The organism is Synechococcus sp. MIT S9509 (genome assembly GCF_047303035.1).
Taxonomy (GTDB): domain Bacteria; phylum Cyanobacteriota; class Cyanobacteriia; order PCC-6307; family Cyanobiaceae; genus Synechococcus_C.
Window position 1 is genome coordinate 185,675 of record NZ_CP138940.1, and the last position, 23,672, is coordinate 209,346.

The following is a 23,672-nucleotide window of genomic DNA, read 5'->3' on the forward strand; positions in this document are numbered from 1 at the left end:
GTCAACCTGCTTCGGCCAATAAAAAACCCCGGATTATCTCCGGGGCATCGACATCGGTTGATCCCCATCACCCGGCCGATGGCGTTAACAGTAATCAGGGTGCGACGGAAGTTGTCTCAACTTCAGAATGCTCTAATAGTGTCGCAAGCGGATTCTTCATGGTTCGTCACACTAGATCTGGTGGGCACCCGCCATCCCCCCTTGCATTGTTCGGGTTTTGTGCTGCAGGGAGTCACTCTGCAACGGCCTGGACGGCATCGCCGATGGCTCGTTTCTGGTGATCGTCGTAACCCCAGCGCTCCAGAAAGGCCAGATCCTCGCCGCGACTGTGGTGCGCTGCTTCCAGCAGTACCTCCAGTCGGTCCTTGACGCGATGGGAATCAAGCTGACGCAGAAGTTCCGAGCAGCGTTGATTCACCCGCTCTGAACCGGCTGCCTGCTCGTCGTCGTTGTTGTTGCGGTGGTGCACAGCCATGGCTGCGCTCATGGCGAGATTGCGTGCAGTGAGATCCACAACACTGTCTCCAGCCTCGCGCAATTTGATCACCAACGCATCCGGAAGCCTGTCCATCAGGGCGCTGTCACCGGCAAGACTCACCACGAAGAAGCCTCTGGCTCCATCACGGCTGGCCACGAGTGCTCCGACCCGGTCAGCCATTACTTCATCGCTGATTTCGTCCAGGTCCCATTGCTTCATCCAGCCGGCGGCGATCTCCATGGCTTCCTGGAAGCTCGGTTCTCGCTGGGTCATGAGCAGCAACTGACTGGGACCACAAGCCTATGGGCAGGTTGCCGACTGCAGGCGATGCTGAAGAGATGGATGCAGCCTCAACATTGCTGTCGGACAGCTACCGCTCGGGTTTTGTCGCCCTGATCGGACGCCCCAATGTGGGTAAGTCGACGCTGGTGAATCAACTGGTGGGCAACAAGGTGGCGATCACGTCACCAGTGGCACAGACCACCCGCAACAGGCTGAGAGCGATTCTCACCACGCCCGAGTCTCAGCTGATCCTTGTCGATACTCCAGGGATCCACAAGCCGCATCATCTGCTTGGAGAGCGCCTGGTTCAGAGCGCGCGAGCTGCCATCGGGGAAGTGGATCAGGTGTTGCTCCTGCTGGAGGGCTGCGAACCCCCAGGCCGTGGTGATGCTTTCATCGTCAATCTTCTGCGTCAGCAGCGACTGCCTGTGCAGGTGGTGCTGAACAAGTGGGACCGAGTTCCCCTGGATCGCAAGCCTGAGGCTGATGCTGCTTATCGCGATCTGCTTGAGGAGACAAACTGGCCAGTCCACCATTGTTCAGCTCTGAACGGTGGTGGCTGCCCGGAACTCGTGGCCGCCGTGAGTGCTCTGATGCCGGAGGGCCCGCAGCTCTATCCCCCTGAGATGGTGAGTGATCAGCCCGAAAAGCTGCTCATGGCTGAGTTGATCCGTGAGCAGGTGCTGATGCACACCCGTGAAGAGATTCCCCACAGCGTGGCGGTGAGTATCGACCGGGTTGAAGACATGCCGGCGCGCGGGAAAAGCAAGGCGCGGACCGCCGTTCTGGCCACCGTGCTGGTGGAGCGCAAGAGCCAGAAGGGCATTCTGATCGGAAAGGGCGGCGCCATGCTCCGGACCATCGGCCAGGGCGCACGCCTGCAGATGCAGAACCTGATCGACGGGCCTGTGTATCTGGAGCTGTTCGTGAAGGTGGTGGCGGACTGGCGCAGCAAGCCCCAGCGGCTGGCGGAGCTTGGCTACGCCGAGGAGCGCCTCTGATGCGTGGCCATCCTGTGGAGCAGAGCCCTGCCCTGCGAAGATGGGCTGATGGATGAGACCGCTTTCCCACCAGCTGATCTGCATGCATTCCTCACGCTGTGTGTGGGGTCGTGGATGAGCCTGCGCAGCCGTTTTGACCTCAATGGCCCTGAGGATGACTGGCATTCAAGCGATCGTGGTGAGGTGACCGTGAGCCTCGATGGTCAGGCTGATGACACCGTCCTGTCGGTTCAGCCTGCTGATGGAGCAGCAAGCAAGCTGCGTTTCCGCGGCGATGGGGATCTTGTTGTTGCCGCCGACGAAAGAGAGCGCAGCGGCCGCTGGCAACTGCGTGCAGATTCCAGCCTCGAGCTCGAACTCAACGACGTTGACTCGGCGGCCACGGTGCTGGAGCGGATCTGGTTCATCAAGCCCAATCTGCGTCTGCGCAGCACCACAGCCATCGCGATGGACGGGACCCCACTTCAGGCGCGCTTCTGCTCAGAGATCCGGCGCGTGTCATCCCCTCAGAGCTGAATCGTGGCGGCCTATCGCCTGGATGTGATCAGCCTGGCGCCTCAGGCGTTTACGCTGCTCGGTGAGCTTGGGGTGATCGGCAGAGCCTTTGCTGCCGGGCGGGCAGAGCTGCATCTGCATAATCCTCGAGATCACGCCACGGACCGCTACCGCAAGGTTGACGATGAACCCTATGGCGGCGGTGCCGGCATGGTGCTCAAGCCGGAGCCCGTTTTCGCTGCCTTCGAGTCAATTCCTGTCTGCTCTCAGCGCAGGGTGCTGCTGATGACGCCGCAGGGTCGGCCTTTGATCCAGGCTGATCTGCAGCGCTGGGCGGAGAGCCACGACCAGCTGGTGCTGCTCTGCGGTCACTACGAGGGTTTTGATGAACGCATTCGTTCCCTGGCGGATGAGGAGGTGTCGCTTGGCGATTTCGTCCTTACGGGCGGGGAGCTGCCGGCCATGACGATCATCAACGGCGTTGTGCGTCTGTTGCCTGGAACCGTGGGAACAGCGGCGTCACTGGTGGATGAAAGCCACAGCGACCTGCTGCTGGAACACCCGCATTACACGCGCCCGGCCGACTTCAGGGGGATGAGCGTGCCTGATGTGCTGCGCAGTGGAGACCACGCCGCCATTGCCCGTTGGCGTCAGCAGCAACGTGAACAGCGCACAGCGAATCGTCGCCCGGATCTGCTGGATCGCTGGAACCGGCGCTCCAACGTTGAGAATGACGATGACGGCATGAACTGACCGCCAGCACGCATGAACCTCCGCATCGGCAACGGATACGACACCCACCGTTTGGTCGAGGGGCGCCCGTTGATCCTGGGTGGTCAGCTTCTGGAGCATCCGGATGGTCTGGGGCTCGATGGTCACAGCGATGCCGACGTCCTCGTCCATGCAGTGATGGATGCATTGCTCGGTGCGTTGTCGCTCGGCGATATCGGCAAGTATTTCCCTCCCACCGATCCACGTTGGAAGGGTGCAGACAGCTTGGAGCTGCTGGAGCAGGTTGTGGCGCTGGTGAAGGAACGCGGCTGGCAGATTGTGAATGTGGATTCCGTTGTGATCGCTGAACGCCCCAAGCTCAAGCCGCATATTGAGGCCATGCGTGGGGCGATCGCCCTGCGCATGGGTCTTGATCCTGATCAGGTGGGGGTGAAGGCGACCACCAACGAGCGGCTTGGACCCGAGGGGCGGGAAGAGGGCATGTCGTGCCATGCCGTTGCATTGCTGACCAGACCATGAGCCAGCAGCATCGATGCGGAAATCTCCTTAATGTGGTCGCCACTTGTCTGGCGGTGCTGATTCTGCTTTCCGGCCATCCCGATATCAGTCTGGCGGCCTTCCCGGATCCTGATGGTGGCTACGACGTCGCCATCATCGAGCACCTGCGCATTCAGGTACCCAGTGAAGGACGCAAGGCCTGGTTGGAAGCCGAAAGCGGCAGCTGGGAACCTTGGCTGGCCCGGCAGGAAGGATTCATCGGTCGTGATCTGCTCTGGGATCCAGAGACTGAGGAAGGCACCCTGTTGATCCGCTGGAGCAGCCGCGATGCCTGGAAAGCCATTCCAGAACATGAGGTAGAGGCGGTTCAGGAGCGTTTCGAGCAACTGGCCCGTGAATCCACTGGGCAGACGAAAGGCAATCCCTTCCCGTTGGTGTTTGAAGGAGAGTTGCTGCCGCCGTGACGCTCCGGGAGGCACGCCTGGATTTAACGCGCCGCCATCGGCTTGGCATGGTTGAAGCGATTTGGGGTGAGCACAAGAGTGCTGATCAAATTGTGGCCATCCTGCGCAGCATGCAGTCGGCCGGCGAACTTGCTCTGGTGACCAGAGTGGATGCAATCAAGACAGCGGCTGTGCGGGATCTCTGCCCTGCTGTTCAGGTGCATGAGCATGCGGCCTGTCTCACCCTGGGCGAGATTCCAGCCGCTGCAGAAGCTGCAGCGGTGGCGGTTTTGAGTGGTGGCACCAGTGATCGCCGTGTCGCTGAAGAGGCCTCTCTGGCACTGAGGGTGCATGGAGTTGCCACCGCCTCGTTCCTCGATGTGGGGGTTGCCGGTTTGCATCGCCTGCTGGATGTTCTGCCAGAGCTCCGATCGATGCGGGTTCTGATTGCCTGTGCAGGCATGGAGGGAGCGCTGCCGACGGTGATCACCGGTCTGGTGCCTCAGCCGGTGATCGGCGTCCCGGTGTCGGTGGGCTATGGGGTCAGTGCCGGTGGTCGGGCGGCTCTCGATGGCATGCTCGCCAGCTGTGCTCCAGGCCTGAGTGTCGTGAATATCGATAACGGCTACGGCGCTGCCATGGCGGCCTTGCGCATCCTCAGAGGAGCTTCGCCTCAGACCTGAGAGGAGTGGGGCTGCCCGGGCAACAGTGGTTGCATCGGGGCATCGGGATCAATGTCCAGCATAGCCTCAACCCACAGCCGCATCGATCGCGGCAACAGGTTTTGTTCGTAGCGTTGCAGCGCCTCAACCAGAACGGTGGAGTTAACCCATTGAGGTGAACGCGCGCGCATCGTGAAGGAGCGACATGTGCACCTTGCGCGAAGGTTGTGCCCAGGACAAGTGGGGACGATTCAGGTTCCGGATTGTGATCATCTGCGTCGCCGAGCTATCCCTTTGCCGACTGCTCTGATCAGAGATGGCGAAGATTCGGGTAAGCGGTCACCAGTTCATCGGCGCTGAGCACATCGCCGACACCATCCGGCTGCCAGATCACCTCGAGTGCCATCAGATCGCTGGAGGCTGTCGAACCCAGGATGCGCAATGACTCGCGCAGCTGTTCGCCGTTTTCCGCCTGCTTGAGATTGACTGTTCTGCTGCTGGCAACCAGCACCGTGACAACGATGAATTCGCTGGTCGCATCGGCATCTCCACGGGAACTGAGTTCACCACCGCTGGAGCGCACACCCCCCACATTCGTGGTGAGTTCCTCGCGCAGCTTGCTGCGCTCCGTCATCGAGAGTCTGTTGAAGGTTGATTCAGCTGCGTTGAACGGCACGCTTCCTGACTCAACGTTGGCGTAGACCCAGAGATCCGGTTGACGCAGAAGGGCGAGGGTTGTGTCCTGCAGAACACGCTGGAGACCGGTGGAATTGCTGGTGTCGGCGCTGCTGGCAAGTTGACGCAGGTCGTTCTGCAGATCCTTGGCGCTGGCGAGCAGACCGATCTGCAGCTGCAGAAGAGACACCGGTCCCATCGCCATTTCACGAGGACGCTCATAGCCGCCCATGGCCGGCCGACCAGCCCCTGCCCCAGCGCCCCGGAAGGCATTCACCAGCACTCCGACAAATGCCATCAAAACCATGAAGCCCAGCAGGCCGCCGCCGCCGAATCCGAAGAACGGAAGGATGAACGGAAATCCGATGCCGCCGCCGTAGCCCCGGTTGTATCCCCCGCCCATGCCGCCGCCGCGATAACCACCGCTGCGAGGCATGGTGGGTGCCCGGAAACTGCCGCCGCCGATGCGACCTCCACGTGCCGCATCACTCGGCAGGGGATGAAACACCAGCAGTCCGATCATCAGCACCGGCACCATCAGGCCGGAAAGCCAGCGACGCAGCGGAACGAAGGCGGAACGATTCGGCAATTGGGCCAAAACGGCGTTGGAAACTCAAATGATCCTAGGAACCCCCGCCAACGATGGTGACGATCTCGAGGCTGTCACCGTCGTTGACCTGCTGCTCCGCCCAAAGGTCGGGGGTGAGGATCAGGCCGTTGAACTCCACCACAACCAGCTTGGGGTGATGGCCGAGTGCTTCCACCACCTGATCCAGTTGCGTGAGGCCTGCCTCCAGGTTGCGCTGTTCGCCGTTCACCGTGAGCTGCATGGGCTGAACCATATGGATGAATGAAACCAGATCGCGACTCTGGATGAACCCTGCCCGATGTTGATGCTCAGCAGAGCTGGCTCAGCAGCTGGCGAGCGGCGGCAGCCGGATCGTTGGCTCCCATGATTGCGCTCACCACAGCGACACGGGTTGCGCCGGCTTCCAGCACCTCCGCGATGTTGTGGCTCTTGATGCCGCCGATGGCAAACCAGGGAATCGTGGCTGAACCGCTGGCTTGCTTCACCCAGTCAAGCCCTGCCGCCGTGCGATCCGCTTTGGTGGCGGTGGCATACACCGCTCCCACACCCAGATAATCGGCACCGTCTCGCTGCGCCTGGTCAAGTTGATCGAGCCGGTGAGTGCTGCGACCGATCAGTTTGTTCGGGCCCATCAACCGACGTGCTTCCGTATGTGGAAGGTCGTCCTGGCCGAGATGCACTCCGTCGGCATCCACGAGTAAGGCCAGATCGATCCTGTCATTGATCACCAGCAAGGCCTGATGGGCCTGACACAGCTCGGCAAGCTGACGTGCTTCCTGCAGTCGCAGAGAATCGCCTCCATTCTTGCGTCGGTACTGCACCAGTGAGACTCCGGCGATCAGAGCCAGTTCGACCCGTTTCACCATCGCACTGCTGCTGTCGCTGTCGCCGGGATCGGTGATCAGGCAAAGCCTGGAACTGTTGAGACGTTGACGTCTCCGGTTCTCCCCGCAGGCCTCCAGGATGCGCACCTCATGGTCATAGAGGGCATAGCGGACGCTGGCAGCTGTCTCGGCCAGTTCGGCGTCACCGATTCGCGCGAATTCTTCGATCACCCGCAAGGCCTCCTGCACCCTGCTGGCATTGGCTTTCAGCACCAGCGTGGAGTCAGTTCGGATCTGCTGGGCGGGATGGCTGAGTCCGGCAGCGGTATCGGTGGCGGTGGACCGTGCCTGTCGGTAACGGTCGTCATGCCGCTTCCCGAGTTGCTGTCGCCAGTCCTTCAGCGGAATCACCAGGTCCTGCCGGTCCAGGCCGAAGCGACACCAGTCCTCGATCACCCGCAACCCTTCCCGGGCCCGGTCGAGATTGGCATCGATCAGCCTGGCGACACGCTCGTCAGTGCAAGGGTCAATGGGCATCCATTCCATGGCACTGTGGGCAGGATCTCATGTTGGTGCTGCGATGGAGAACGGTGGGTCAGAAAGCACGATGCATGTTCTGGTGTGGGGCGTCGTGCTTCTCGGTGGAATCGGCTTTTTCATCGTCTGGGGGCTCACCAACGCCTATCCGGCGTTGTCCTGAAGCCGCTCCCTCGCCTGCTGGGCATCGCAACTGATCTGGGCACTGAGTTCTTCCAGACCTGAAAAACGCTGTTGACCGCGCAGGCGTTCCACCGGTTCGACCTGCAGGATCCGCCCCACCAGCTCGCGGCGGGTATCAAGCAGATGCACCTCCACAGCAGAAGGTGACCCCGGATCCACGGTCGGTTGAGGGCCGAGGTTCATCACGGCAGGCAGCGCCTGAGACTCGTTCTCGACCCAGGCCCGGGCCGCATACACCCCCAGGCCGGGCAGGAACTTTCTGCCGTCCACCTGCAGGTTGGCGGTCGGCCACCCCAGTTGTCGTCCGAGGCCGCGGCCCTGCACGACCTCACCCTGGAAGCGATAGGGCCTTTGCAGAAGTTCGCTGGCGGTGGTGAGGTCACCGGCTGTGAGGGCTTCACGGATGCGGCTGCTGCTCATGCGGCCAACGGGGTCTTCCAGGATCGGCAGAACGCTGACGGTCACGCCGGCCGCCTCAGCAAGGCTGCGCAGCGTGTCGGCGCCACCCTCGCGACCACGCCCGAAGCGGAAATTGGCGCCGATGGCGATGTGACGGGCCTGCAGGGTGCCGAGCAGGATCTGATCGACGAATTCCGCGGCACTGAGCCGGGCCAGTTGGCGATCGAAGGGCACCAGCACCAGTTGATGGATGCCCAGCGGTTCGAGCAGATGCAGCTTTTCCTCAGGTAAATCCAGGCGCAGCCTTGGTTCGCCGTGCAGAACTTCGCGTGGATGCGGCCAGAAACTCACCACCGTGGGGATTCCGCCTGCCGGATTGCGGCAGATGGCCTCGATGACCCGCCGATGGCCGGCATGCAGCCCATCGAAGCTGCCCAGCGCCAGGGCGGTGGGCATGCGGGCCTCTTCGGGGGAGCAAAGAGGAATCAACGGGCCGTGCACGGTGCAGTGGTTGATGGCAAGTTTGGACGACAGACCTCCACGCCCGCATGGCTGACCGGCTCGACTTCCAGTTGCTGGCCCTTGGCCTGCGGCGCACCGCCTGGATTCGCTTCTGGATTCAGACCGCCCTCGGCGTGGTGGTGGTGGGTGTGCTGATGTTCAACAACATCGGAGGCAGCCTGTCCCGCAACGCGGATCGGGCCGTCGGTCTGAGTCCCGGTCTTTCGCTGACCACACTCTCGTTTTTCGTGCTGTTGTTCAGTCTCTGGCAGGGCTGGCTGATCGTGCGTCTCGGCCGTGCACTCGACAGTGGAGCCCGCCCCAGTCGTGGTGAGGCCAGCCGTCTGCTGAAACGCGGAATTTTTGCTGACCTGCTGGGTTTGGTCTTCGCTTCGGTTGGGTATCAGTCACTGGCTGGTGCCCTGTTTGTACAGGCGTCTTCGCAGACTCCCGGAATTGCGATCGGTGGTTCCGGAGCAGCGGAAAATCTGGCGATCACCTCGCTTGAAATGCTTTCGGTGCTGAGCAACACACAAGTGCTGTTCGCACACCTGATCGGTCTGCTGTTTTCGCTCTGGATGCTGCAGCGGATCTACCGCACCCGCTGACCGGCAAGTTCAACCTTTGGCAGGCCACCCAGTGATCCACGCCAGAACAGTTCAGGTTCAATCGGTGTGAGAGAGGGAGAATTGGTTCCGATCTGAGCCACGTCCGTGGGCCAGTCGCGCGGACCATCCCCACCGGACTCCAGATCTTCGACCACCTTTCCAGCAAGCCAGTAGTACGACCGGCCCTGCGGATCGATTCGCGGACTGAACTGTTCCCTGTAGCGACGAATCGACAGCCGGGTCCAGCGCATCGGTCCCATGGCTTCAGGCTTGCAGGGGGGCAAGTTCAGGTTCAGCAAAAGGTTGTCGGGCCATCCCTCCCTCAGCGCTGATTCAGCCGTGTCCATGGCGATGACAGCGGCACCTTCGAACTCCCGCCATTTGAAGCAGGCACTGCTCACGGCCATGGCCGGACGGCATTCCAGGGTTCCCTCCATCGCAGCGGCCACCGTGCCCGAGCAGAACACGTCGGTGCCGAGATTCGGTCCATGGTTGATGCCGGACAGCACCAGGTCCGGCGGGGTCTCCAGCAGTTCACAGATGGCCAGCTTCACGCAATCGGCTGGGGTCCCACTGCAAGCCCAGGCCGTGATGCCCTCGCCGAACAACTGGTCAGCCCGCTCCGCTCTGATCGGATGCTGAAGGGTGAGGCCATGGCCGGTTGCCGAACGTTCCTTGTCGGGGCAGACCACAGCCACCTGATGGCCTCTGGCGGCGGCGGCCAGGGCCAGGGCCTTGATGCCATCGGCAAAAATGCCGTCGTCATTGCTGATCAGAATCCGCAGCGGGGCCATGGGGTTGCGTACCGGTGGGGCGAACCTAGTCGTGTTCACTGCTTACAGTCAGCTGCCGTCATGTCAAAGCCGTGAGCGCCACCGTGTCACTGCAGCAGCTCACCGACCAGCTGGATGCGCTGGAAGCCGAGGCTGCTGAGGCGATCTCCTCCGCTGCCGATGCTGAGGCACTGGAGCAGCTGAGGATCGGATTGCTCGGCAAGAAAGGCCGGCTTTCAGGCGTTCTCGGAGCCATGGGCAAGTTGCCCGGCGACGAACGGCCCCTCGTGGGTCAGCGCGCCAATGTGCTCAAATCCCAGGTTCAGACTCTGTTAAGCGACCGCCTGCAGGCCGTGAAGCAGGTGGCGATGGAAGCCCGGATCGCCGCTGAGACCCTTGATGTGACAGCCCCAGCACAGGGGGTGCCCATGGGTCATCGCCACCCTCTGATCACCACCACAGAGGAGATTGTGGATCTCTTTTGCGGTCTTGGTTATCGGGTGGTGGAGGGGCCCGAGGTGGAAACCGACCACCACAACTTCACCGCCCTGAACATTCCTCCGGACCATCCCGCACGGGACATGCAGGACACGTTTTATTTAAAGGACAACCTGCTGCTGCGCACCCACACATCACCGGTGCAGATCCGCCATCTCGAGTCTCATGCGCCACCGGTGAGGATCGTGGCGCCAGGCCGCGTCTATCGCCGTGATGCTGTGGATGCCACCCATTCACCGGTGTTCCATCAGGTGGAGGTGCTGGCCATCGATGAAGGCCTCGACTTCAGCCATCTGCGCGGCACGGTGATGGCCTTCCTCAAGGCGTTTTTCGGGGATCTTCCCGTCCGCTTCCGCGCCAGTTATTTCCCGTTCACTGAGCCGTCTGCCGAAGTCGATGTGCAGTGGCGTGGCCGTTGGCTCGAGGTGATGGGCTGCGGCATGGTCGATCCCGCCGTGCTGGAGGGGCTTGGCCTTGATCCTGAGCGCTACAGCGGTTTCGCCGCGGGCGTGGGTGTGGAGCGGTTCTGCATGGTTCGCCACGGCATCGACGACATTCGTCGTCTTTACACCAGCGATCTGCGCTTCCTGGAGCAGTTCTGAAACGCAGGCAGGTTCAAGGCCAAGCCTCCGACGCGCGTCGAGGCAATCAATCTGTGGTCGCTGACCCCGATAATTCCGGATTGATGGCTGAGCGCTGACTTGCGCCCGTACACGGCTCAAGATGCAGGAAACGTTCTGGGTCGGCTTGAGGCATGTCCGTGCTTTCTGTGTTCGATGGTTCCACGCGGGCGCTGGAGATCGTGCGGATCGTCAGCCGCCATGAGTGGTCGTTCCTGTCGCAGTTGCTGCGTCGTGGTCACGCTGCCGAGACGCGTCTGCCCTTGCCATCGGTGCTGTGCAATCTGCTCACTGAGCTCGGACCTGTTTATGTGAAGTTGGGTCAGTTGCTGAGCACTCGTCCCGACCTGCTCTCGGATGACTACATCGAGGCGCTCAGTCAGCTTCAGGCCAACGTTCCTCCCGCCGCCTGGCCAGAGGTGAGTGATCAGATGGCGCAGGAGCTCGGTTGCGATGTGGCCACCGCTTTCGGCAGCTTTGAGGAAGCTCCCATTGCGGCTGGCAGTGTCGGCCAGGTGTATCGCGCCCATCTCAAGAACGGGCAGAAGGTGGCGGTGAAAGTGCTGCGGCCTGGCATCGAGGCACAGGTGAAGGAGGATGGTCGCCTTCTGCGCAAGATCGCCGCACTGGCCTCGGCGAGTTCGCTTGGGAGCCAGTACGACTTTGTTGGGCTCGCTGACCAGGTGCTGGAAGCTCTCGGCCGCGAGCTGGATTTCCGGATTGAAGCTGAGAACACAATGCGGCTTCAGCGGTGTCTGGCGGCCTCCGGCTTTGTGCCCAACGGAAAGCTGAGGCTTCCGCAGGTGGAGGAAGTTCTTTCGGGCCAGCGCGTGCTGGTGCTGGAGTGGGTTGACGGCGAGCCGATTCTCACGGGAGCCGCACGGCAATTTCTGGAGGCTGGACCCGGTATCGCCACCACCACCAGCGCCTTGCTGGGTGCCTTTGTCGAGCAGTACTTCGTTGAGGGGTTTTTTCATGCCGATCCCCATCCCGGCAATCTCAAGGTTCAGGCCGATGGCACCGTGATCCTGCTGGATGCCGGCATGGTCGGCCAGTTCGACCCACGCACCCGCAGCAACTTGCTGGATCTGGTGCTGGCGCTGATCAATCAGGATGCCGCCCGTGCCACTGATCTTCTCGAGCAGATCGCACCACCGGCACGCGGTGTTCGCGTGGATCGTCAGCAGCTGCAGCGCCAGCTGGACCAACTGATTTCCCGCAGTTTTTCCAAGCCGCTGCAGGAGTTGAATTTCGCACTCTTCCTGGCGGAGCTGCTGCAGCTGGCCAACCGCACGGGCCTCTGTGTACCGGGCACCCTGGGCCTGTTCGTGAAGTCGGTCACGAATCTGGAGGGTGTGGGCTGTTCGATCAATCCCGCCTTCAGCTTCACCGGTGAGATGCAGCCACTGGTGGCCAAGCTGCTGGCGCGATCGGTGATGTTGCCGCAGCAGCGTCTGATGCAGTTCGGTCTGGATCTGCGCAACCTCTCGATCGATTCGCCGAGACAGCTCAGTCAGTTGCTGCGTCGTTTCAGCAGTGATGATCTGACGTTCGCTCTGCAGGTCGAGGGCCTTGAATCCCTGCGCAGAACCCTGGACCGCCTGTCGCGGCGCGTGTCTCTGGCCATTCTTGTGGCTGCACTGTTGCTCAGCGCCACACTGATGGCCACCCTTGCTCAACAGCAGCTGCTGCGCAAGGTGAGTGAGGCGCTGTTCATCGTGGCGACCTTGTTCGGCATCTGGTTGATCGTGTCGCTGCTGAGATCCAGCAAACGTTGATCAGCAGGCCGTTCATCAACACTTGATCAAAAAGTCTCAGCCTGCATGTCAAAGCGGGATCCTTCTCATAAAATGACTTGGCTGTTGCATGCTGCGATCGGTGCCCCGGGTTGGACTGATCGTTAATGACGGCAAGCCTTTGGCGGTTGAGACCGCGTGCGTGATCCATTCGCGTCTCGAGCGGTTCGGCCACGACGTGATCCGCGCCAGCAGTTCGGGAGGCATGGTGGGTTTCGCCAATCCCGATCAGCATTTGCGCATGCTCGGCTACAACGCCTGCGTCCCGGAGGGTTTTGATCAGTCCATGGTGCTGGCGATCGTGCTCGGTGGGGATGGCACGGTGCTCTCCGCAGCGCGTCAGACCGCTCCGGTGGGAGTTCCTCTTCTCACCATCAACACAGGGCATCTGGGCTTTCTTGCCGAGGCTTACCTCGATGATCTCGATCGGGCTCTGGAGCAGGTGCTCACCGAGCAGTGGACCATTGAGGAGCGGGCCAATCTGGTGGTGAGTGTGATGCGCGGTGATCAGCGCCGCTGGGAGGCCTTGTCACTGAATGAGATGGCGTTGCACCGGGAACCGCTCACCAGCATGTGCCATTTCGAGATCGCCATCGGGCGGCATGCTCCGGTGGACATCTCCGCAGATGGGGTGATTCTGTCCACTCCAACGGGTTCCACCGCCTATGCGCTCAGTGCCGGTGGCCCGGTGATCACGCCCGACTGTCCGGTGCTGCAGCTCACCCCGATCGCCCCCCATTCCCTGGCTTCCAGGGCGCTGGTGTTCAGTGATGCTGAGCCGGTCACCGTGTTTCCAGCCACGCCTGAGCGGCTGATGATGGTGGTGGATGGTTGTGCAGGTTCTTACGTGTGGCCTGAAGATCGCGTGCTGATTCGCCGCAGCGACCATCCCGTTCGCTTCGTGCGTCTCAGTGACCACGAGTTTTTCCAGGTTCTGCGCAACAAGCTCGGCTGGGGACTTCCCCACGTGGCCAAACCCGATCGATCATGACCGTCGGGCCTGACTCCATGGCAGGCAGCCCGCAGGATGCTGTTGTGCTCCTGGTGGGCCAGGAGGCCGCGGCACTCGGGGATCGTCTGAGGGCTTCCGGATACGTACCGCTTGAGTGGAGCAGCGGCGCTGACAGCAGCATGGCGAGAGGCTCTGAACCGACTCCTGTTGCAGTGATCCTGGCCAGCGATCAGGGAGCACGGGTCCTTGAACTGCGTTCCCGTTTCGGTGCACTGCCCATGCTGATCGGAGTCAACGACGACAGCGTTGCCGCCCGGGAGTCGGTGTTGGCTTGTGGCGCTGATGATTTCTGGTTCCCCTTCAGTGCCCCGAGCGATCTGCTGCAGCGTCTGCGTTTGCATCTGTCGATTCAATCGCGCAGTGACCTGAGACCTCCACTACTCCAGCTTGCCGATCTCAGCGTCGACATCGGCTGCCGGCAGGTTCGTCGCGGGAATCGCTCGCTGGCTCTCACCGCACGGGAGTATGCGCTGTTGGTGCTGCTGCTGGAAGAGCGGGGCAGGGTCGTCAGCCGAGAGCGAATCCTGCGGGATGTCTGGAACGATGACCAGGGTTCCTCCAGCAATGTGATCGAGGTGTATGTGCGTTATCTGCGTCAGAAGCTCGAGGAGTATGGGGAATCGCGTTTGATCCACACGATCCGCGGACGTGGCTATTGCCTCAATGACGGCATCCCCGGGCCTGGGATTCACTGATGGACCAGCCGCCGCTGCCTCCCCAGATCCTGCCGATCGAGGCGCGTTGGTGCCTGACGCAGCGTGACTCGCTCTGCATTGAGCTGGAGGTGGCTGATCAGCCTGATGAGCAGCGACTCGGACTGATGCAACGCCCTGCTCTGCCGCCGCTCCGTGGCATGTGGTTTCCATCACGCCCCTCCCGGCCGTTGCGTTTCTGGATGCACAACACGCTGGCTCCATTGGACATGGTGTTCATCCGCGACGGCACGGTGCTCGATATCGCCTCGGATGTGCCTGTTTGTCCAGCTTTGCCCTGTCCGTCCTACTGGGCTGATGCCGACGGCAACGGTCGCGCTGATTTTGCCGATGGTGTGATCGAGATCGGTTCGGGTGAAGCGTTGCGCCTGGGTGTTCGAGTGGGTGATGCCGTGACGATTGAATCCCTGAAGGGCAAATAACGGTTTTCCAATTACTTGCGTGGATCAAACCTGCTGATCACAAAGCTTGGAAGCATTGATTGATTGCTGCTGATGAGATCTTGAAAGACCTGTTCCTTTAGCCGAACCTTCGATGACGGTTTCCCTCCCTTTAGCGGTGGATATCAGCGCAATAGACCAAAAAGGTCCCCCATCGAGGTGTTGATGAACGGACTGAACATTCAATCGTCGACTCAGACCAATCTGGAGGCGGCTTTTGCTGGTGAGAGCATGGCGAGCCGCAAATATCTGTTTTTTGCAGACGTTGCGAAACAGCTTGGCAATCCAGACCTTGCCCGTTTATTTCGAGAGACTGCAGCGCAGGAAACAGAGCATGCGTTTGCACATTTTCGGCTTTTGCATCCAGAGCTGGTGTTTGATCATCCGGAGTCTCTCAGTGAAGATTTCAAACAGATGTTGCTCGCTCGATGTCTGGAGCTGGCGATCGAAGGAGAGGTGTATGAATTCACCACGATGTATCCAGAATTTGCTGCTGATGCGTTGAACGAAGAAGATCACGCTGCAGCTGATGAATTCAACGAGCAGGCTGGCGAATCCAAAGACCACGCAATCAGTTTTCATGCAGCTGCCAGGAATTTTGGACTGCTGACTGCGATCGAAAAACATCATGCTGAGTGCTACGGAGTGGCTCTTTCCGTACTGAACGGCGATGGAGAATGGGGTAGATCGGATCAACCAGCTTCTGATCAATGGATCTGTCGAAAATGTTCGATGATTTATGATCCTGACACCGGTGATCCTGATTCAGGCATTGCTCCCGGCACTCCTTTTGAAGCCATTCCTGATGATTGGTGTTGTCCAATCTGTGGAGTCACAAAAGCAAGTTTTGTTCCTTATTGCCCCGCTCAATTGAGAGCTGGCTGAGTAATTCAGGTTGACAGGAGTTTGTTGTGCCATTGTCGATCTTTCGGCTCCCATCGAATTGCATCAATCACTTCACTTCTTGAATCAGATGGTGCGGATTTTGGGTGGCAGGGCTATATTGAAATCAATCGGAGACGTAAAAAATGATTTCCTGTTATTTGCAGAAGCTCGTTGGACAAATCAAAACGAAACCCAATGAAGAGTGGTTCCGCCTCAAGGACGTCATTGAGTTTGGCGGAGATGCGGCCTTAGAAGCCTGGCTTCAAGAAGTGGCCTCTCTCGCTTCTGACCTTGAAATCAATTTTGAAGCGGCCTCAAGAGGTCGGAAAACCAAATATTGCCTCAAAAAAGTTCAGGCTCTTGAAGATCGCTACAGAAGACAAGCCGCTGCTTATAAGAAAGCGATTGATAAAGGTCTTATTCACGACAATAAACTTCCAAGGCTTTACAGCTCGAATATGACCCTGTTGATTAATCGATACGCGCGATAAAGCGTATTGATCGAGCCGATCGACACTTCGATGAATAACAATTAAAAATAGAATTGCGTCATGTGATATTTGCTTCTGTGACAAATCATGCCTGATTGGCATGCCGGCCGGGCTTGTATCTGCCATAGCGTCACTGCTATGGCATCTCCTATGTCATCCTATTTTTACGAAGCGGATGATCATTATTGCCGTGAAGTAGAGCAGTGGTGGCAGGAAAGGATCCGTTATCTGATCGGTAATGGACAGGCCTATGACGCTGCAGCGCTTTTTGAGGATTTTGAACTCGAGCGTAAGCTGACCATTCTTAAACCTGAGAGTGATGAAATCAGGTAAATATCATCAATTGCTATTGGTAAATCCTGATTGACAGTGAAGCGTGGTGTTTCGGTCTCTGATTAACCAAAAAATCCCTTGGACTGTAGAAACAGTCCAACGGCCAGCAGCGGACCGAATCCAGCGATCAGCAGTGTGATTTTCATCCGCAGGGGCGATACCTGCTTCTCCTTCTGGACCGGCATTGTTCGGGATTGGAACGGCCTTGATTCTGCAGGTCAGCCTTTCGCTTTGCTGCCGCTGAGAATCATCACAGGGTTCATCGGTGCCAGTCGTGTGCCGTCGGCCAGAGGTTGACCCCGACAAGCCTGCTGCTGACTGATCTGGATCGACCATCCGGCGTTGGTAAGCAGTGGCCGCAACTCCGCCAGTGCTTCAACGTTGGCCATGGCGATCACCACCACCCCACCAGGGTTCATGCAATCGATCACAGCCTGCAGCAACTGGGCTCTCTGTCGACCACCTCCACCCAGAAACACGCGATCGGGTCTCGGCATCTGCCCAAGAGCAGTCAGTGCATCGGCTTCGATCACGGCGGCTGGCTGCACACCAAGCCGTCTGGCATTGGCCTCGATCAGCGTGCCGCCGCCACTGCGCTGCTCCACGGCAAACAGCTGCAACTGCGGTCGCAGCCTTAAGGCTTCCAGCCCCACACTGCCGGTTCCGGCGCCCAGGTCCCAGAGCACTCCCTGTCGCGGCAGCTGCAGATCAGCTAACAGCTGGATTCTCACTTCCCGCTTGGTCATCAGGCCTGGACGGTCCCGGTGTTGCAGATACAGGCCATCGTCCAGTCCAAACAGAGGCAAGCTTTCAGGGCTGGGGTCGGCCGGAGGCACCGCCAGCAACACGACAAGGTGCAAAGGGTTGAGATCCGGAGGAGTGGGATCTGCCTGGCTGAGGCACTGGACGCGCTCATCGCTGTGGCCCAGAGCCTCGAACAGCCAGAGTGCATAGGTGGCCTCAAGTCCGCTGCTGCTGAGGATCCGTCGCACATCATCAACGCCGCCGCGACTGGGGTCTGTGAGCACGGCCAGGGCTGAGGGGCGTTGTTGCAGTCGTTGCGTCAGTGGTGCGCAATCCCGTCCGTGAAGGCTGATCCATTCAGCGTTTTGCCAGGGTCTCCCCAGTCGTGCAAAAGCAAGTTGCAGTGATGAAGGGCCTGGATGAAAGCGCAGGCGTTGTGTTCCCAGGCGTTCAACCAGAATCCGGCCGATGCCGAACCAGAGAGGATCGCCGCTGGCCAGAACCACGGTGTTCTGCTCAGGGCTCAGAACTGTCAGGCTCTGGCAGAGAGCGATTGGATCGTCACTGTTGATGCAGCTGGCCGAGCTGCGGTGATCTTGCAGCCATTGCCTGAGTGCCGGCCGCATGCGTTGCGGTGCAGCGATCAGTTCGGCTTGTTGCAGCACAGTCTGGAGAGCTTCAGAAAGCGAGTCAGGAGCTCCGGCATCGGTGCCGATCACGTCAATCATTGTCTCGTTCTCCCTCTGGCACCGAAGGCTGCGGGCCTGCTCAGCTCAGTTCAGCACACCTGATGGTCTGATCCTGCTGTTGTCACGGTGATGCCCAGAACCGGAGATGAGATCGATTGAACGGGGCAGATTGATCGGGGCATTGACGCGGTTTTTATGGTTTTGGGAAACTAATACTCAATCACTTCATTCGGATACATTTTGGGCTTCTGCGCAGCAACAATTGATCAGGGTTCGCTGAGAGTTGCCTGCATTATTTCCGGAGATTTATTACGGCAATGGATCTCAGATTAATTCAATTTCTATCTGAATGTCGCGATGAAGAATATGAAGCGAGTGATCGTTGGATTCGAGCTTTTCAGCCAATTTCGATGACGATGGCTGGTGCAATGAATTTTGCAAGGGGCTCAACGCGCCTGGCTGAGCTGCTGGGAACAACGGAATCTGCTGCCAACAGTGCTTGATTGTTGATGAGTTGATTGCTGTCAACTGATCGCTTGTCGCCAGACTCCTGCGGTGTGAGTGGACTTCACGGAATTATTGAAGAAGAGTTGTGTGGTCAACCGATGATCACTAGACGTGGAGCGCTTCGTTAACAGTGTCATCACTGTTGGCATCAATCACTACTCGCTTTTGACGCATTCATGTATGTACGCATGCTAAAACTGCATACGATAAATTTACACGAATGATCATGAATGACCTCGGGACGGGTCGATCGAATCTCCAGCGTCCACTGGTGGTTGCCGCATAAGGATATCGGCGCGATGTTGAAACAAGCGCATTCCACCTTCAGTGATGATTTCCAGGGACAGGAAATTCAAGACATGATGGAACAGTGGGTTGAAAATGTCTGCCGATTATCGGAAAGAGATATGCGAGATCTGCTCAGTCTCGTGAAAGAGTTTTCGTTGGATTGATCCAGCCGTTTCAAGTGTCCCAGAGGGCATTTCTGCCACAGTTTTGGTTGATGTGCGTGGTTGGCTGATGTTGCTGGTTTCCGGTTTCTGCTGAATCGTGTATCGGAAAGTTCATCGCTCCATTCTTTGAGTTTTCAGGTCGCGGCCTGTATTGCAGTGTCTGAGCCGCATTGCTAGGAGCTGCTTAGTACCTGAACGTTGGCTGTGAGCAAACCATTTCGTCTGGGAGTGTCCTGTCTGTTCGTTTCAGCAATCGGGTGCGCTGCCTTGTCGGGTCTCAGCGGACGAGCAGACAGCCTCAGGTTGGCTTCCAATGCTCAGGACTGCCCTGCAGCGGGGATTGAACAGACCGCCACGGCGGTGACCCCAGTGTCGAAGGCCAATTATGCCTTTGCAGAAACGGAGGTGATCCTCGCTGACTACGTTCGCAAGATCGCCAAAGGAACCTGTAGTGATGGCATGGGTGTCTTCCTCCACCAGAGGACCGCCATGGACCCCAAAGAGCGTTCCATTCTGCGCCCGAATTTCGACACGCTGTATTCCTTCGCAGTGCTGGATCTCAACAATCCGGCCACTGTGGTGTTGCCCAACACCAATCGTTATCAGATTCTCCAGGTGGTCGATGATGAACACTGGATCCCTCTGGTCACCGACAAGCCTGGGCGATACACCCTCACCAAAGACTCCATGGGTAGTCGCTATGTGTTTGCCTTCGTGCGAACACAGGTGAACATGCAGGATCCTGAGGATCTCAAGCAGGCGGCAGCTGTGCAGGACCAGATCAAGCTCCAGCAGAACGCCAAAGGAACCTTTGTGGTCGGCAACAAGTACGACATGAAGCAAATCCTGGCCTTGCGCGCTGACTACAACGCGCGACGTCAACCGGAGGGGATTACGTCGGAAATGGCTTTTGGCAAAAAAGGGCAAATCAGTTCCGAGATGCGCAACTTCGGGGTGGCCATTGGCTGGGGCGGTCTTCCCAAGGAAGGCGCTGTTTATCCATTTCCCAGGGTTGTCGATTCAACAGAGCCGCAGACATTGACGCTCACGGATGTTCCGATTGACCCCCGAGCATTCTGGTCGGTCACTGTTTACGATCGGGATGGATTTGCCGTTGGTGAAAGTTATAATATCAACAGCGCTTTTGCCAAAAAAAATGAGCAGGGTGACTATGTGATTCATCTGGGTGGCGATAAAAATCAGGATAATTATCTTGATATTTATCCCGGCTGGAATGCGGCGATTCGTATTTATTCGCCAACGAAGGCATATTTTGATGGTTCATGGACTCCCCCTCAATTCAAGCCGGCCCAATGAACGTTCTCTCGTGCCCTTGCGGCCAAGTTCTTCGCCGAGTCAGACGGAATTCTGGATGAGGTAAGTCTTTCTTGTGCTGAAAACAATCATTGGACTGAAGCGCGTGCTGGCAAGATCAGCACGTTTTTTATGGTTTTTAACAGGTCAATCGCAATGCAGTGGCGATGCGGCTGGTCCCGTTTGGGCGAAATTCTTTTTTCCGCGCAGTCGCTCGACTCTATTTTCTTTAAACAAAAAAAGAACGCTTGATACCGCAGTCAATGAAAGGGTTTACGAGCACTTTGCGCAAAAGGTCCTCCGCTGTTTTATTCGCTTCAGCGATGGCGACCAGCCTCTGTGCTCCGGTATTGGCGCAGAACACCATGAGCTCCTCAGAATCTGTGCCCAAGGGCTACACCACCCCGATTCCTGCGGAGCTGTTGACTCCTGACCGGGTTGATACGAGCGCTGGCACATTCCGCTTTTTCGACGGCATGCCGGATGCCGACACGGTTGATGCCAGTTTTGATTACCTCAAATTCATTCGCGCCTATGAAACGTTTCTCACGCTGATGCCGGCCGCCAGCATCGAGATGATGCGCGTTGGGCATGCTCAGCAAGGGGTCGACGACTACACAAAGGTCATGTTGATGGCCCCTTTGAATTCCAACCCTCTGTTCCTGACCGGAAACACCGACACGGTGTATGGCTCTGCCTTCTTCAATCTGAAGGACACGGGTCCGATGGTGATCGAAATCCCTGCAGGGCTGGGCCCGGGCACGATCAACGATGCCTATTTCCGATTTGTGGCCGATACGGGTGCTCCCGGTCCGGATCGGGGCAAAGGCGGCAAGTATCTGATCCTCGGCCCTGACGACGCAGAGCCCTCAAACACCGAAGGATATTTCGTGTTTCGCTCACCCAGTTACTCCAACTGGTTGATCATGCGAGCGTTTCTGGATGATCAAGGCAAGCCTGACCAGGCCATTGCCAACTATGAGAACGGGGTGCGTCTCTATCCCCTCTCAATGAAAGACAATCCTCCGGCAATGACCTTTGTGCAGGGAGGTGATCGCGTTTTCAACACGGTGCATGCCAATAATTATCACTTTTTTGAAGAGTTGAACACCGTGATTCAGCGGGAGCCACTCGATCTGTTTGACCCTGAACTGCTCGGTCTCGCTTCGGCGATCGGTCTGGAGAAAGGCAAACCCTTCAATCCCAGTGCTCGGGACAGGGAGATCCTGGAAGAAGCTGTTCAGGTGGGAGTCGCCTACGTGCGCTCCGATATGGGTAAGCCTCGTAATCGCGACGTCTACTTCTACGACGACAAGCAGTGGTTCAGTCCATTTGCCGGTGGAAGCCATGAATGGCTCGTGGATGGCGGCAGAGGTGGCCGCAATCTTGATGCCAGAAGCAACTTTTTCTGGGGTTACACCGTCAACACGCCGGCCATGGTGTTGAAGATGGTCGGAGCAGGGTCTCAGTACGGCGTTGTGGCCACCGATGCCAACGGTGTCTACCTCGATGGCAGCAAGAACTACAAGTTCACAGTGGATGCCAACGTGCCCGCCAAGGATTTCTGGTCGATGGTGGTCTACGACCCTCAAACGCGCTCCGAGTTGCAGACCGGTCAATTGCTGCCCAGCAAAAACAGCAAGCGCAATCAAGACATGGTGGTGAACGCCAATGGCAGCATCGATCTCTATTTCGGGCCGACTGCACCGCAGGGCAAGGAAGCCAACTGGATCCAGACCGTTCCCGGTAAGGGATGGTTTGGAATTTTCCGCTTCTACGGGCCGCTGGAGCCATGGTTCGACAAGACCTGGCAGCTCAACGACATTCAGCCTCTCGGTTGAGACCTGAACCCATCAACACCACGATTCATTCTCAGCCATGACTGTTTTCACCCGCTTCCCTTCTGTTCTCCTTTCCGCGTTGTTTCTCGCTGTCAGTGGTTCAGCATTGCAGGCCGCTGATGTGCGCCCCAAGGGTTACAACACCACCATTCCTGAAGATGTGCTGACACCCGACAGGGTGAAGACCCGGATCGGCACATTCAAGTATTTCGATGGTTTCCCCGATGACGACACCATGGTCAAAGCCCGCCGCCAGGTGGATCTTGGCCGCGGTGTGCAGACCTTCCTGAACTTCATGCCGGCGGCATCACTCGAGATGCTCTACGTGGGGCACCGTGATGGCTACGGCATGCGGGAGAACCTGGATATCGGCTTGTTTGAAGAGCTGATGAGTTCCAAATCACTCTGGCTGACCGGCAATACCGACACCGTCTACGCTACTGCCTTCCTGGATCTCTCCAATGGTCCGGTTGTGGTTGAGGTTCCTGCTGGCACGGGCCCCGGTACGGTCAACGATGCCTTTTTCCGCTTTGTGGTGGATATGGGTGGCCCCGGGCCCGACAAAGGTCAGGGAGGTAAATATCTGATCATCGGACCTGGGCAGACTGCTCCCTCCAACACCGATGGCTATTTCGTTGCCAATACACCGAGCAAGATCAACTGGTTGATCCTGCGTGGTTTCCTCGACGATCAGGGCAAAACTGACACGGCTAGAAATGCCTTCAAGGGTGGTTTGAAGGTCTATCCCTACTCACAGCGCGCCAATCCACCAGCCAACAACTTCAAGAACCTCACAGACTGGGAGACCAACACGATTCATGCCAACAACTTCAAGTTCTTCGAGGAACTTGATGAGGTGATTCAACGCGAGCCTTCCGATCTGTTCTCGCCTGAGCTGCTGGGAATGGCATCGTCGATCGGGATTGAGAAAGGCAAGCCCTTCAATCCTTCACCGGAGCAGAAGGCACTGCTGACTGAAGCTGTTGCCATCGGCAACGCCACGGCCCGTTCGATTCTGTTCGGGCCTCAGGATCCCAAGAACTTCATCTACCCCGGCAAGGCGGGTTACTGGCAAACCGGCTTCCCCGGGGGCAGTCATGAGTACCTGGTGAATCAGGGCAATGGTGGTCGTGACATGGATGGCCGCACGTTGTTCTTCTACCTGGCGACGGTGAATACACCGGCCATGGCTCTGGAAATTCCGGGTGTGGGGTCCCAGTACGCCTTCAGTTCAAGGGACGGCAGTGGCGCCTATCTCAATGGTTCCAACACCTACAAACTGAATATTCCGGCAAATCCGCCAGCACAGAAATTCTGGTCATTTGTGGTCTATGACCCGCAGACCCGTTCGATGCTGCAGAGCGGCGACATGCCCTATCCCAGCAAGAACAACAAGCGCAACACCGATATGGTCAAGAACGCCGATGGCAGCATTGACCTCTATTTCGGCCCGGAAGCACCGGCTGGGATGGAGGCCAACTGGGTGAAGACCGTTCCTGGCAAGGGATGGTTCGGCATTTTCCGTCTCTACGGCCCTGGGCAGGAGTGGTTTGATCGCACCTGGAAACTCGGCGACATCGAAAAGGTCTGAGCTGCTTTCCTGTTCACACTCTGAACTGAATGCTTTCGGGTGAATGCCTATCGCCCGAGGGGATTC

28 protein-coding genes are annotated in these 23,672 nt (G+C 58.4%); 20 read left to right on the top strand and 8 right to left on the bottom strand.

The window, feature by feature from the left end:
- Positions 1-232: 232 nt before the first annotated feature.
- Positions 233-751 (bottom strand): hypothetical protein, encoded by a 519-nt coding sequence (locus SIB73_RS01005; protein WP_413403628.1) that lies wholly within the window; start codon positions 749-751, stop codon positions 233-235.
- A 65-nt stretch (positions 752-816) separates the two neighbouring features.
- Between SIB73_RS01005 and era the strand changes: the two genes are divergently transcribed.
- The 6 genes from era to larB are packed head-to-tail and all read left to right on the top strand — an operon-like array spanning position 817 to position 4,612.
- Positions 817-1,761 carry a GTPase Era gene (era, locus tag SIB73_RS01010; RefSeq protein ID WP_413406536.1) on the top strand — a complete coding sequence of 315 codons (945 nt, stop codon included), beginning with the start codon at positions 817-819 and terminating at the stop codon, positions 1,759-1,761.
- A gap of 3 nt (positions 1,762-1,764) precedes the next feature.
- Complete coding sequence (locus SIB73_RS01015; protein WP_413403627.1) at positions 1,765-2,277, top strand: phycobiliprotein lyase; 513 nt, start codon at positions 1,765-1,767, stop codon at positions 2,275-2,277.
- A gap of 3 nt (positions 2,278-2,280) precedes the next feature.
- On the top strand, positions 2,281-3,009 hold the full coding sequence (gene trmD, locus SIB73_RS01020; RefSeq protein WP_413403626.1) for a tRNA (guanosine(37)-N1)-methyltransferase TrmD: 729 nt from the start codon (positions 2,281-2,283) through the stop codon (positions 3,007-3,009).
- A 12-nt stretch (positions 3,010-3,021) separates the two neighbouring features.
- Positions 3,022-3,507 (top strand): 2-C-methyl-D-erythritol 2,4-cyclodiphosphate synthase, encoded by a 486-nt coding sequence (gene ispF / locus SIB73_RS01025; RefSeq protein WP_413403625.1) that lies wholly within the window; start codon positions 3,022-3,024, stop codon positions 3,505-3,507.
- A complete protein-coding gene (locus SIB73_RS01030; protein WP_413403624.1) occupies positions 3,504-3,950 on the top strand; it encodes a TIGR03792 family protein in 447 nt (148 codons plus the stop codon). Before ispF ends, SIB73_RS01030 begins: the two co-directional genes overlap by 4 nt.
- Entirely contained in the window at positions 3,947-4,612 is a 666-nt protein-coding gene (gene larB / locus SIB73_RS01035; protein ID WP_413403623.1) for a nickel pincer cofactor biosynthesis protein LarB, read from the top strand. The genes SIB73_RS01030 and larB overlap by 4 nt, the downstream gene beginning before the upstream one ends.
- On the opposite strand, the gene SIB73_RS01040 is transcribed toward larB, so the two are convergent.
- The 4 genes from SIB73_RS01040 to SIB73_RS01055 form a co-directional block, all read right to left on the bottom strand.
- Positions 4,603-4,782, bottom strand: a complete 180-nt coding sequence (locus SIB73_RS01040; RefSeq protein WP_413403622.1) for a hypothetical protein — start codon at positions 4,780-4,782, stop codon at positions 4,603-4,605. The two genes, larB and SIB73_RS01040, sit on opposite strands and share 10 nt — an antisense overlap.
- Positions 4,783-4,901: 119 nt before the next feature.
- The gene (locus tag SIB73_RS01045; protein ID WP_413403621.1) at positions 4,902-5,864 is read right to left on the bottom strand and encodes a DUF1517 domain-containing protein; all 963 of its coding nucleotides are present in this window, start codon (positions 5,862-5,864) and stop codon (positions 4,902-4,904) included.
- Between the two features lie 25 nt (positions 5,865-5,889).
- The gene (thiS, locus tag SIB73_RS01050; RefSeq protein WP_413406535.1) at positions 5,890-6,096 is read right to left on the bottom strand and encodes a sulfur carrier protein ThiS; all 207 of its coding nucleotides are present in this window, start codon (positions 6,094-6,096) and stop codon (positions 5,890-5,892) included.
- A 67-nt stretch (positions 6,097-6,163) separates the two neighbouring features.
- Positions 6,164-7,225, bottom strand: coding sequence for a thiamine phosphate synthase (locus tag SIB73_RS01055; RefSeq protein ID WP_413403620.1), 1,062 nt, complete (start codon positions 7,223-7,225; stop codon positions 6,164-6,166).
- Between SIB73_RS01055 and SIB73_RS01060 the strand changes: the two genes are divergently transcribed.
- Positions 7,224-7,379: a hypothetical protein gene (locus tag SIB73_RS01060; RefSeq protein WP_413406581.1), complete on the top strand. Its 156-nt coding sequence runs from the start codon at positions 7,224-7,226 to the stop codon at positions 7,377-7,379. The two genes, SIB73_RS01055 and SIB73_RS01060, sit on opposite strands and share 2 nt — an antisense overlap.
- Here the strand turns inward: SIB73_RS01060 and SIB73_RS01065 are convergent.
- Complete coding sequence (locus SIB73_RS01065; RefSeq protein WP_413406533.1) at positions 7,361-8,287, bottom strand: bifunctional riboflavin kinase/FAD synthetase; 927 nt, start codon at positions 8,285-8,287, stop codon at positions 7,361-7,363. The genes SIB73_RS01060 and SIB73_RS01065 overlap by 19 nt on opposite strands.
- Positions 8,288-8,346: 59 nt before the next feature.
- On the opposite strand from SIB73_RS01065, the gene SIB73_RS01070 reads away from it, so the two are divergent.
- A complete protein-coding gene (locus SIB73_RS01070; protein ID WP_413403619.1) occupies positions 8,347-8,907 on the top strand; it encodes a DUF3611 family protein in 561 nt (186 codons plus the stop codon).
- On the opposite strand, the gene surE is transcribed toward SIB73_RS01070, so the two are convergent.
- Positions 8,892-9,701, bottom strand: coding sequence for a 5'/3'-nucleotidase SurE (gene surE / locus SIB73_RS01075; RefSeq protein WP_413403618.1), 810 nt, complete (start codon positions 9,699-9,701; stop codon positions 8,892-8,894). The genes SIB73_RS01070 and surE overlap by 16 nt on opposite strands.
- 71 nt (positions 9,702-9,772) lie before the next feature.
- Here surE and pheS point away from each other — a divergent pair, with 71 nt between their 5' ends.
- The 8 genes from pheS (at position 9,773) to SIB73_RS01115 (ending at position 16,468) form a co-directional block, all read left to right on the top strand.
- Complete coding sequence (gene pheS / locus SIB73_RS01080; protein ID WP_413403617.1) at positions 9,773-10,780, top strand: phenylalanine--tRNA ligase subunit alpha; 1,008 nt, start codon at positions 9,773-9,775, stop codon at positions 10,778-10,780.
- Between the two features lie 152 nt (positions 10,781-10,932).
- On the top strand, positions 10,933-12,576 hold the full coding sequence (locus SIB73_RS01085) for an ABC1 kinase family protein (protein ID WP_413403616.1): 1,644 nt from the start codon (positions 10,933-10,935) through the stop codon (positions 12,574-12,576).
- A gap of 100 nt (positions 12,577-12,676) precedes the next feature.
- On the top strand, positions 12,677-13,585 hold the full coding sequence (locus SIB73_RS01090; RefSeq protein ID WP_413406531.1) for an NAD(+) kinase: 909 nt from the start codon (positions 12,677-12,679) through the stop codon (positions 13,583-13,585).
- Positions 13,586-13,602: 17 nt separating this feature from the next.
- Positions 13,603-14,301, top strand: coding sequence for a winged helix-turn-helix domain-containing protein (locus SIB73_RS01095; RefSeq protein WP_413403615.1), 699 nt, complete (start codon positions 13,603-13,605; stop codon positions 14,299-14,301).
- Complete coding sequence (locus SIB73_RS01100; protein WP_413403614.1) at positions 14,301-14,741, top strand: DUF192 domain-containing protein; 441 nt, start codon at positions 14,301-14,303, stop codon at positions 14,739-14,741. The genes SIB73_RS01095 and SIB73_RS01100 overlap by 1 nt, the downstream gene beginning before the upstream one ends.
- A gap of 183 nt (positions 14,742-14,924) precedes the next feature.
- Positions 14,925-15,644 (top strand): rubrerythrin family protein, encoded by a 720-nt coding sequence (locus SIB73_RS01105; protein ID WP_413403613.1) that lies wholly within the window; start codon positions 14,925-14,927, stop codon positions 15,642-15,644.
- 158 nt (positions 15,645-15,802) lie between these two features.
- Positions 15,803-16,135 (top strand): hypothetical protein, encoded by a 333-nt coding sequence (locus SIB73_RS01110; protein ID WP_413403612.1) that lies wholly within the window; start codon positions 15,803-15,805, stop codon positions 16,133-16,135.
- 87 nt (positions 16,136-16,222) lie between these two features.
- On the top strand, positions 16,223-16,468 hold the full coding sequence (locus SIB73_RS01115) for a hypothetical protein (protein WP_413403611.1): 246 nt from the start codon (positions 16,223-16,225) through the stop codon (positions 16,466-16,468).
- Between the two features lie 218 nt (positions 16,469-16,686).
- Here SIB73_RS01115 and cbiE read toward each other — a convergent pair whose 3' ends face one another.
- On the bottom strand, positions 16,687-17,940 hold the full coding sequence (gene cbiE / locus SIB73_RS01120) for a precorrin-6y C5,15-methyltransferase (decarboxylating) subunit CbiE (RefSeq protein ID WP_413403610.1): 1,254 nt from the start codon (positions 17,938-17,940) through the stop codon (positions 16,687-16,689).
- Between the two features lie 698 nt (positions 17,941-18,638).
- On the opposite strand from cbiE, the gene SIB73_RS01125 reads away from it, so the two are divergent.
- The 4 genes from SIB73_RS01125 (at position 18,639) to SIB73_RS01140 (ending at position 23,606) form a co-directional block, all read left to right on the top strand.
- Positions 18,639-18,860: a hypothetical protein gene (locus tag SIB73_RS01125; RefSeq protein WP_413403609.1), complete on the top strand. Its 222-nt coding sequence runs from the start codon at positions 18,639-18,641 to the stop codon at positions 18,858-18,860.
- Positions 18,861-19,127: 267 nt separating this feature from the next.
- Positions 19,128-20,177, top strand: coding sequence for a DUF1254 domain-containing protein (locus SIB73_RS01130; RefSeq protein ID WP_413439780.1), 1,050 nt, complete (start codon positions 19,128-19,130; stop codon positions 20,175-20,177).
- A gap of 362 nt (positions 20,178-20,539) precedes the next feature.
- Positions 20,540-22,015, top strand: a complete 1,476-nt coding sequence (locus SIB73_RS01135) for a DUF1254 domain-containing protein (RefSeq protein ID WP_413439672.1) — start codon at positions 20,540-20,542, stop codon at positions 22,013-22,015.
- A gap of 37 nt (positions 22,016-22,052) precedes the next feature.
- Positions 22,053-23,606, top strand: a complete 1,554-nt coding sequence (locus tag SIB73_RS01140) for a DUF1254 domain-containing protein (protein WP_413403606.1) — start codon at positions 22,053-22,055, stop codon at positions 23,604-23,606.
- Positions 23,607-23,672 lie beyond the last annotated feature (66 nt).

What these genes read in the sequence shown, in the direction of transcription:
- SIB73_RS01125 (WP_413403609.1), top strand. Translation starts at nt 18,639, where the DNA reads ATGACCTCGGGACGGGTCGATCGAATCTCCAGCGTCCACTGGTGGTTG.
- SIB73_RS01040 (WP_413403622.1), bottom strand. Translation starts at nt 4,782, where the DNA reads ATGCGCGCGCGTTCACCTCAATGGGTTAACTCCACCGTTCTGGTTGAG.
- SIB73_RS01140 (WP_413403606.1), top strand. Translation starts at nt 22,053, where the DNA reads ATGACTGTTTTCACCCGCTTCCCTTCTGTTCTCCTTTCCGCGTTGTTT.
- era (WP_413406536.1), top strand. Translation starts at nt 817, where the DNA reads ATGGATGCAGCCTCAACATTGCTGTCGGACAGCTACCGCTCGGGTTTT.
- SIB73_RS01030 (WP_413403624.1), top strand. Translation starts at nt 3,504, where the DNA reads ATGAGCCAGCAGCATCGATGCGGAAATCTCCTTAATGTGGTCGCCACT.
- SIB73_RS01115 (WP_413403611.1), top strand. Translation starts at nt 16,223, where the DNA reads ATGCCTGATTGGCATGCCGGCCGGGCTTGTATCTGCCATAGCGTCACT.
- SIB73_RS01070 (WP_413403619.1), top strand. Translation starts at nt 8,347, where the DNA reads ATGGCTGACCGGCTCGACTTCCAGTTGCTGGCCCTTGGCCTGCGGCGC.
- SIB73_RS01100 (WP_413403614.1), top strand. Translation starts at nt 14,301, where the DNA reads ATGGACCAGCCGCCGCTGCCTCCCCAGATCCTGCCGATCGAGGCGCGT.
- SIB73_RS01005 (WP_413403628.1), bottom strand. Translation starts at nt 751, where the DNA reads ATGACCCAGCGAGAACCGAGCTTCCAGGAAGCCATGGAGATCGCCGCC.
- SIB73_RS01055 (WP_413403620.1), bottom strand. Translation starts at nt 7,225, where the DNA reads ATGGAATGGATGCCCATTGACCCTTGCACTGACGAGCGTGTCGCCAGG.
- cbiE (WP_413403610.1), bottom strand. Translation starts at nt 17,940, where the DNA reads ATGATTGACGTGATCGGCACCGATGCCGGAGCTCCTGACTCGCTTTCT.
- SIB73_RS01095 (WP_413403615.1), top strand. Translation starts at nt 13,603, where the DNA reads ATGGCAGGCAGCCCGCAGGATGCTGTTGTGCTCCTGGTGGGCCAGGAG.
- ispF (WP_413403625.1), top strand. Translation starts at nt 3,022, where the DNA reads ATGAACCTCCGCATCGGCAACGGATACGACACCCACCGTTTGGTCGAG.
- SIB73_RS01085 (WP_413403616.1), top strand. Translation starts at nt 10,933, where the DNA reads ATGTCCGTGCTTTCTGTGTTCGATGGTTCCACGCGGGCGCTGGAGATC.
- SIB73_RS01105 (WP_413403613.1), top strand. Translation starts at nt 14,925, where the DNA reads ATGAACGGACTGAACATTCAATCGTCGACTCAGACCAATCTGGAGGCG.
- surE (WP_413403618.1), bottom strand. Translation starts at nt 9,701, where the DNA reads ATGGCCCCGCTGCGGATTCTGATCAGCAATGACGACGGCATTTTTGCC.
- thiS (WP_413406535.1), bottom strand. Translation starts at nt 6,096, where the DNA reads ATGCAGCTCACGGTGAACGGCGAACAGCGCAACCTGGAGGCAGGCCTC.
- SIB73_RS01060 (WP_413406581.1), top strand. Translation starts at nt 7,224, where the DNA reads ATGGCACTGTGGGCAGGATCTCATGTTGGTGCTGCGATGGAGAACGGT.
- SIB73_RS01135 (WP_413439672.1), top strand. Translation starts at nt 20,540, where the DNA reads ATGAGCTCCTCAGAATCTGTGCCCAAGGGCTACACCACCCCGATTCCT.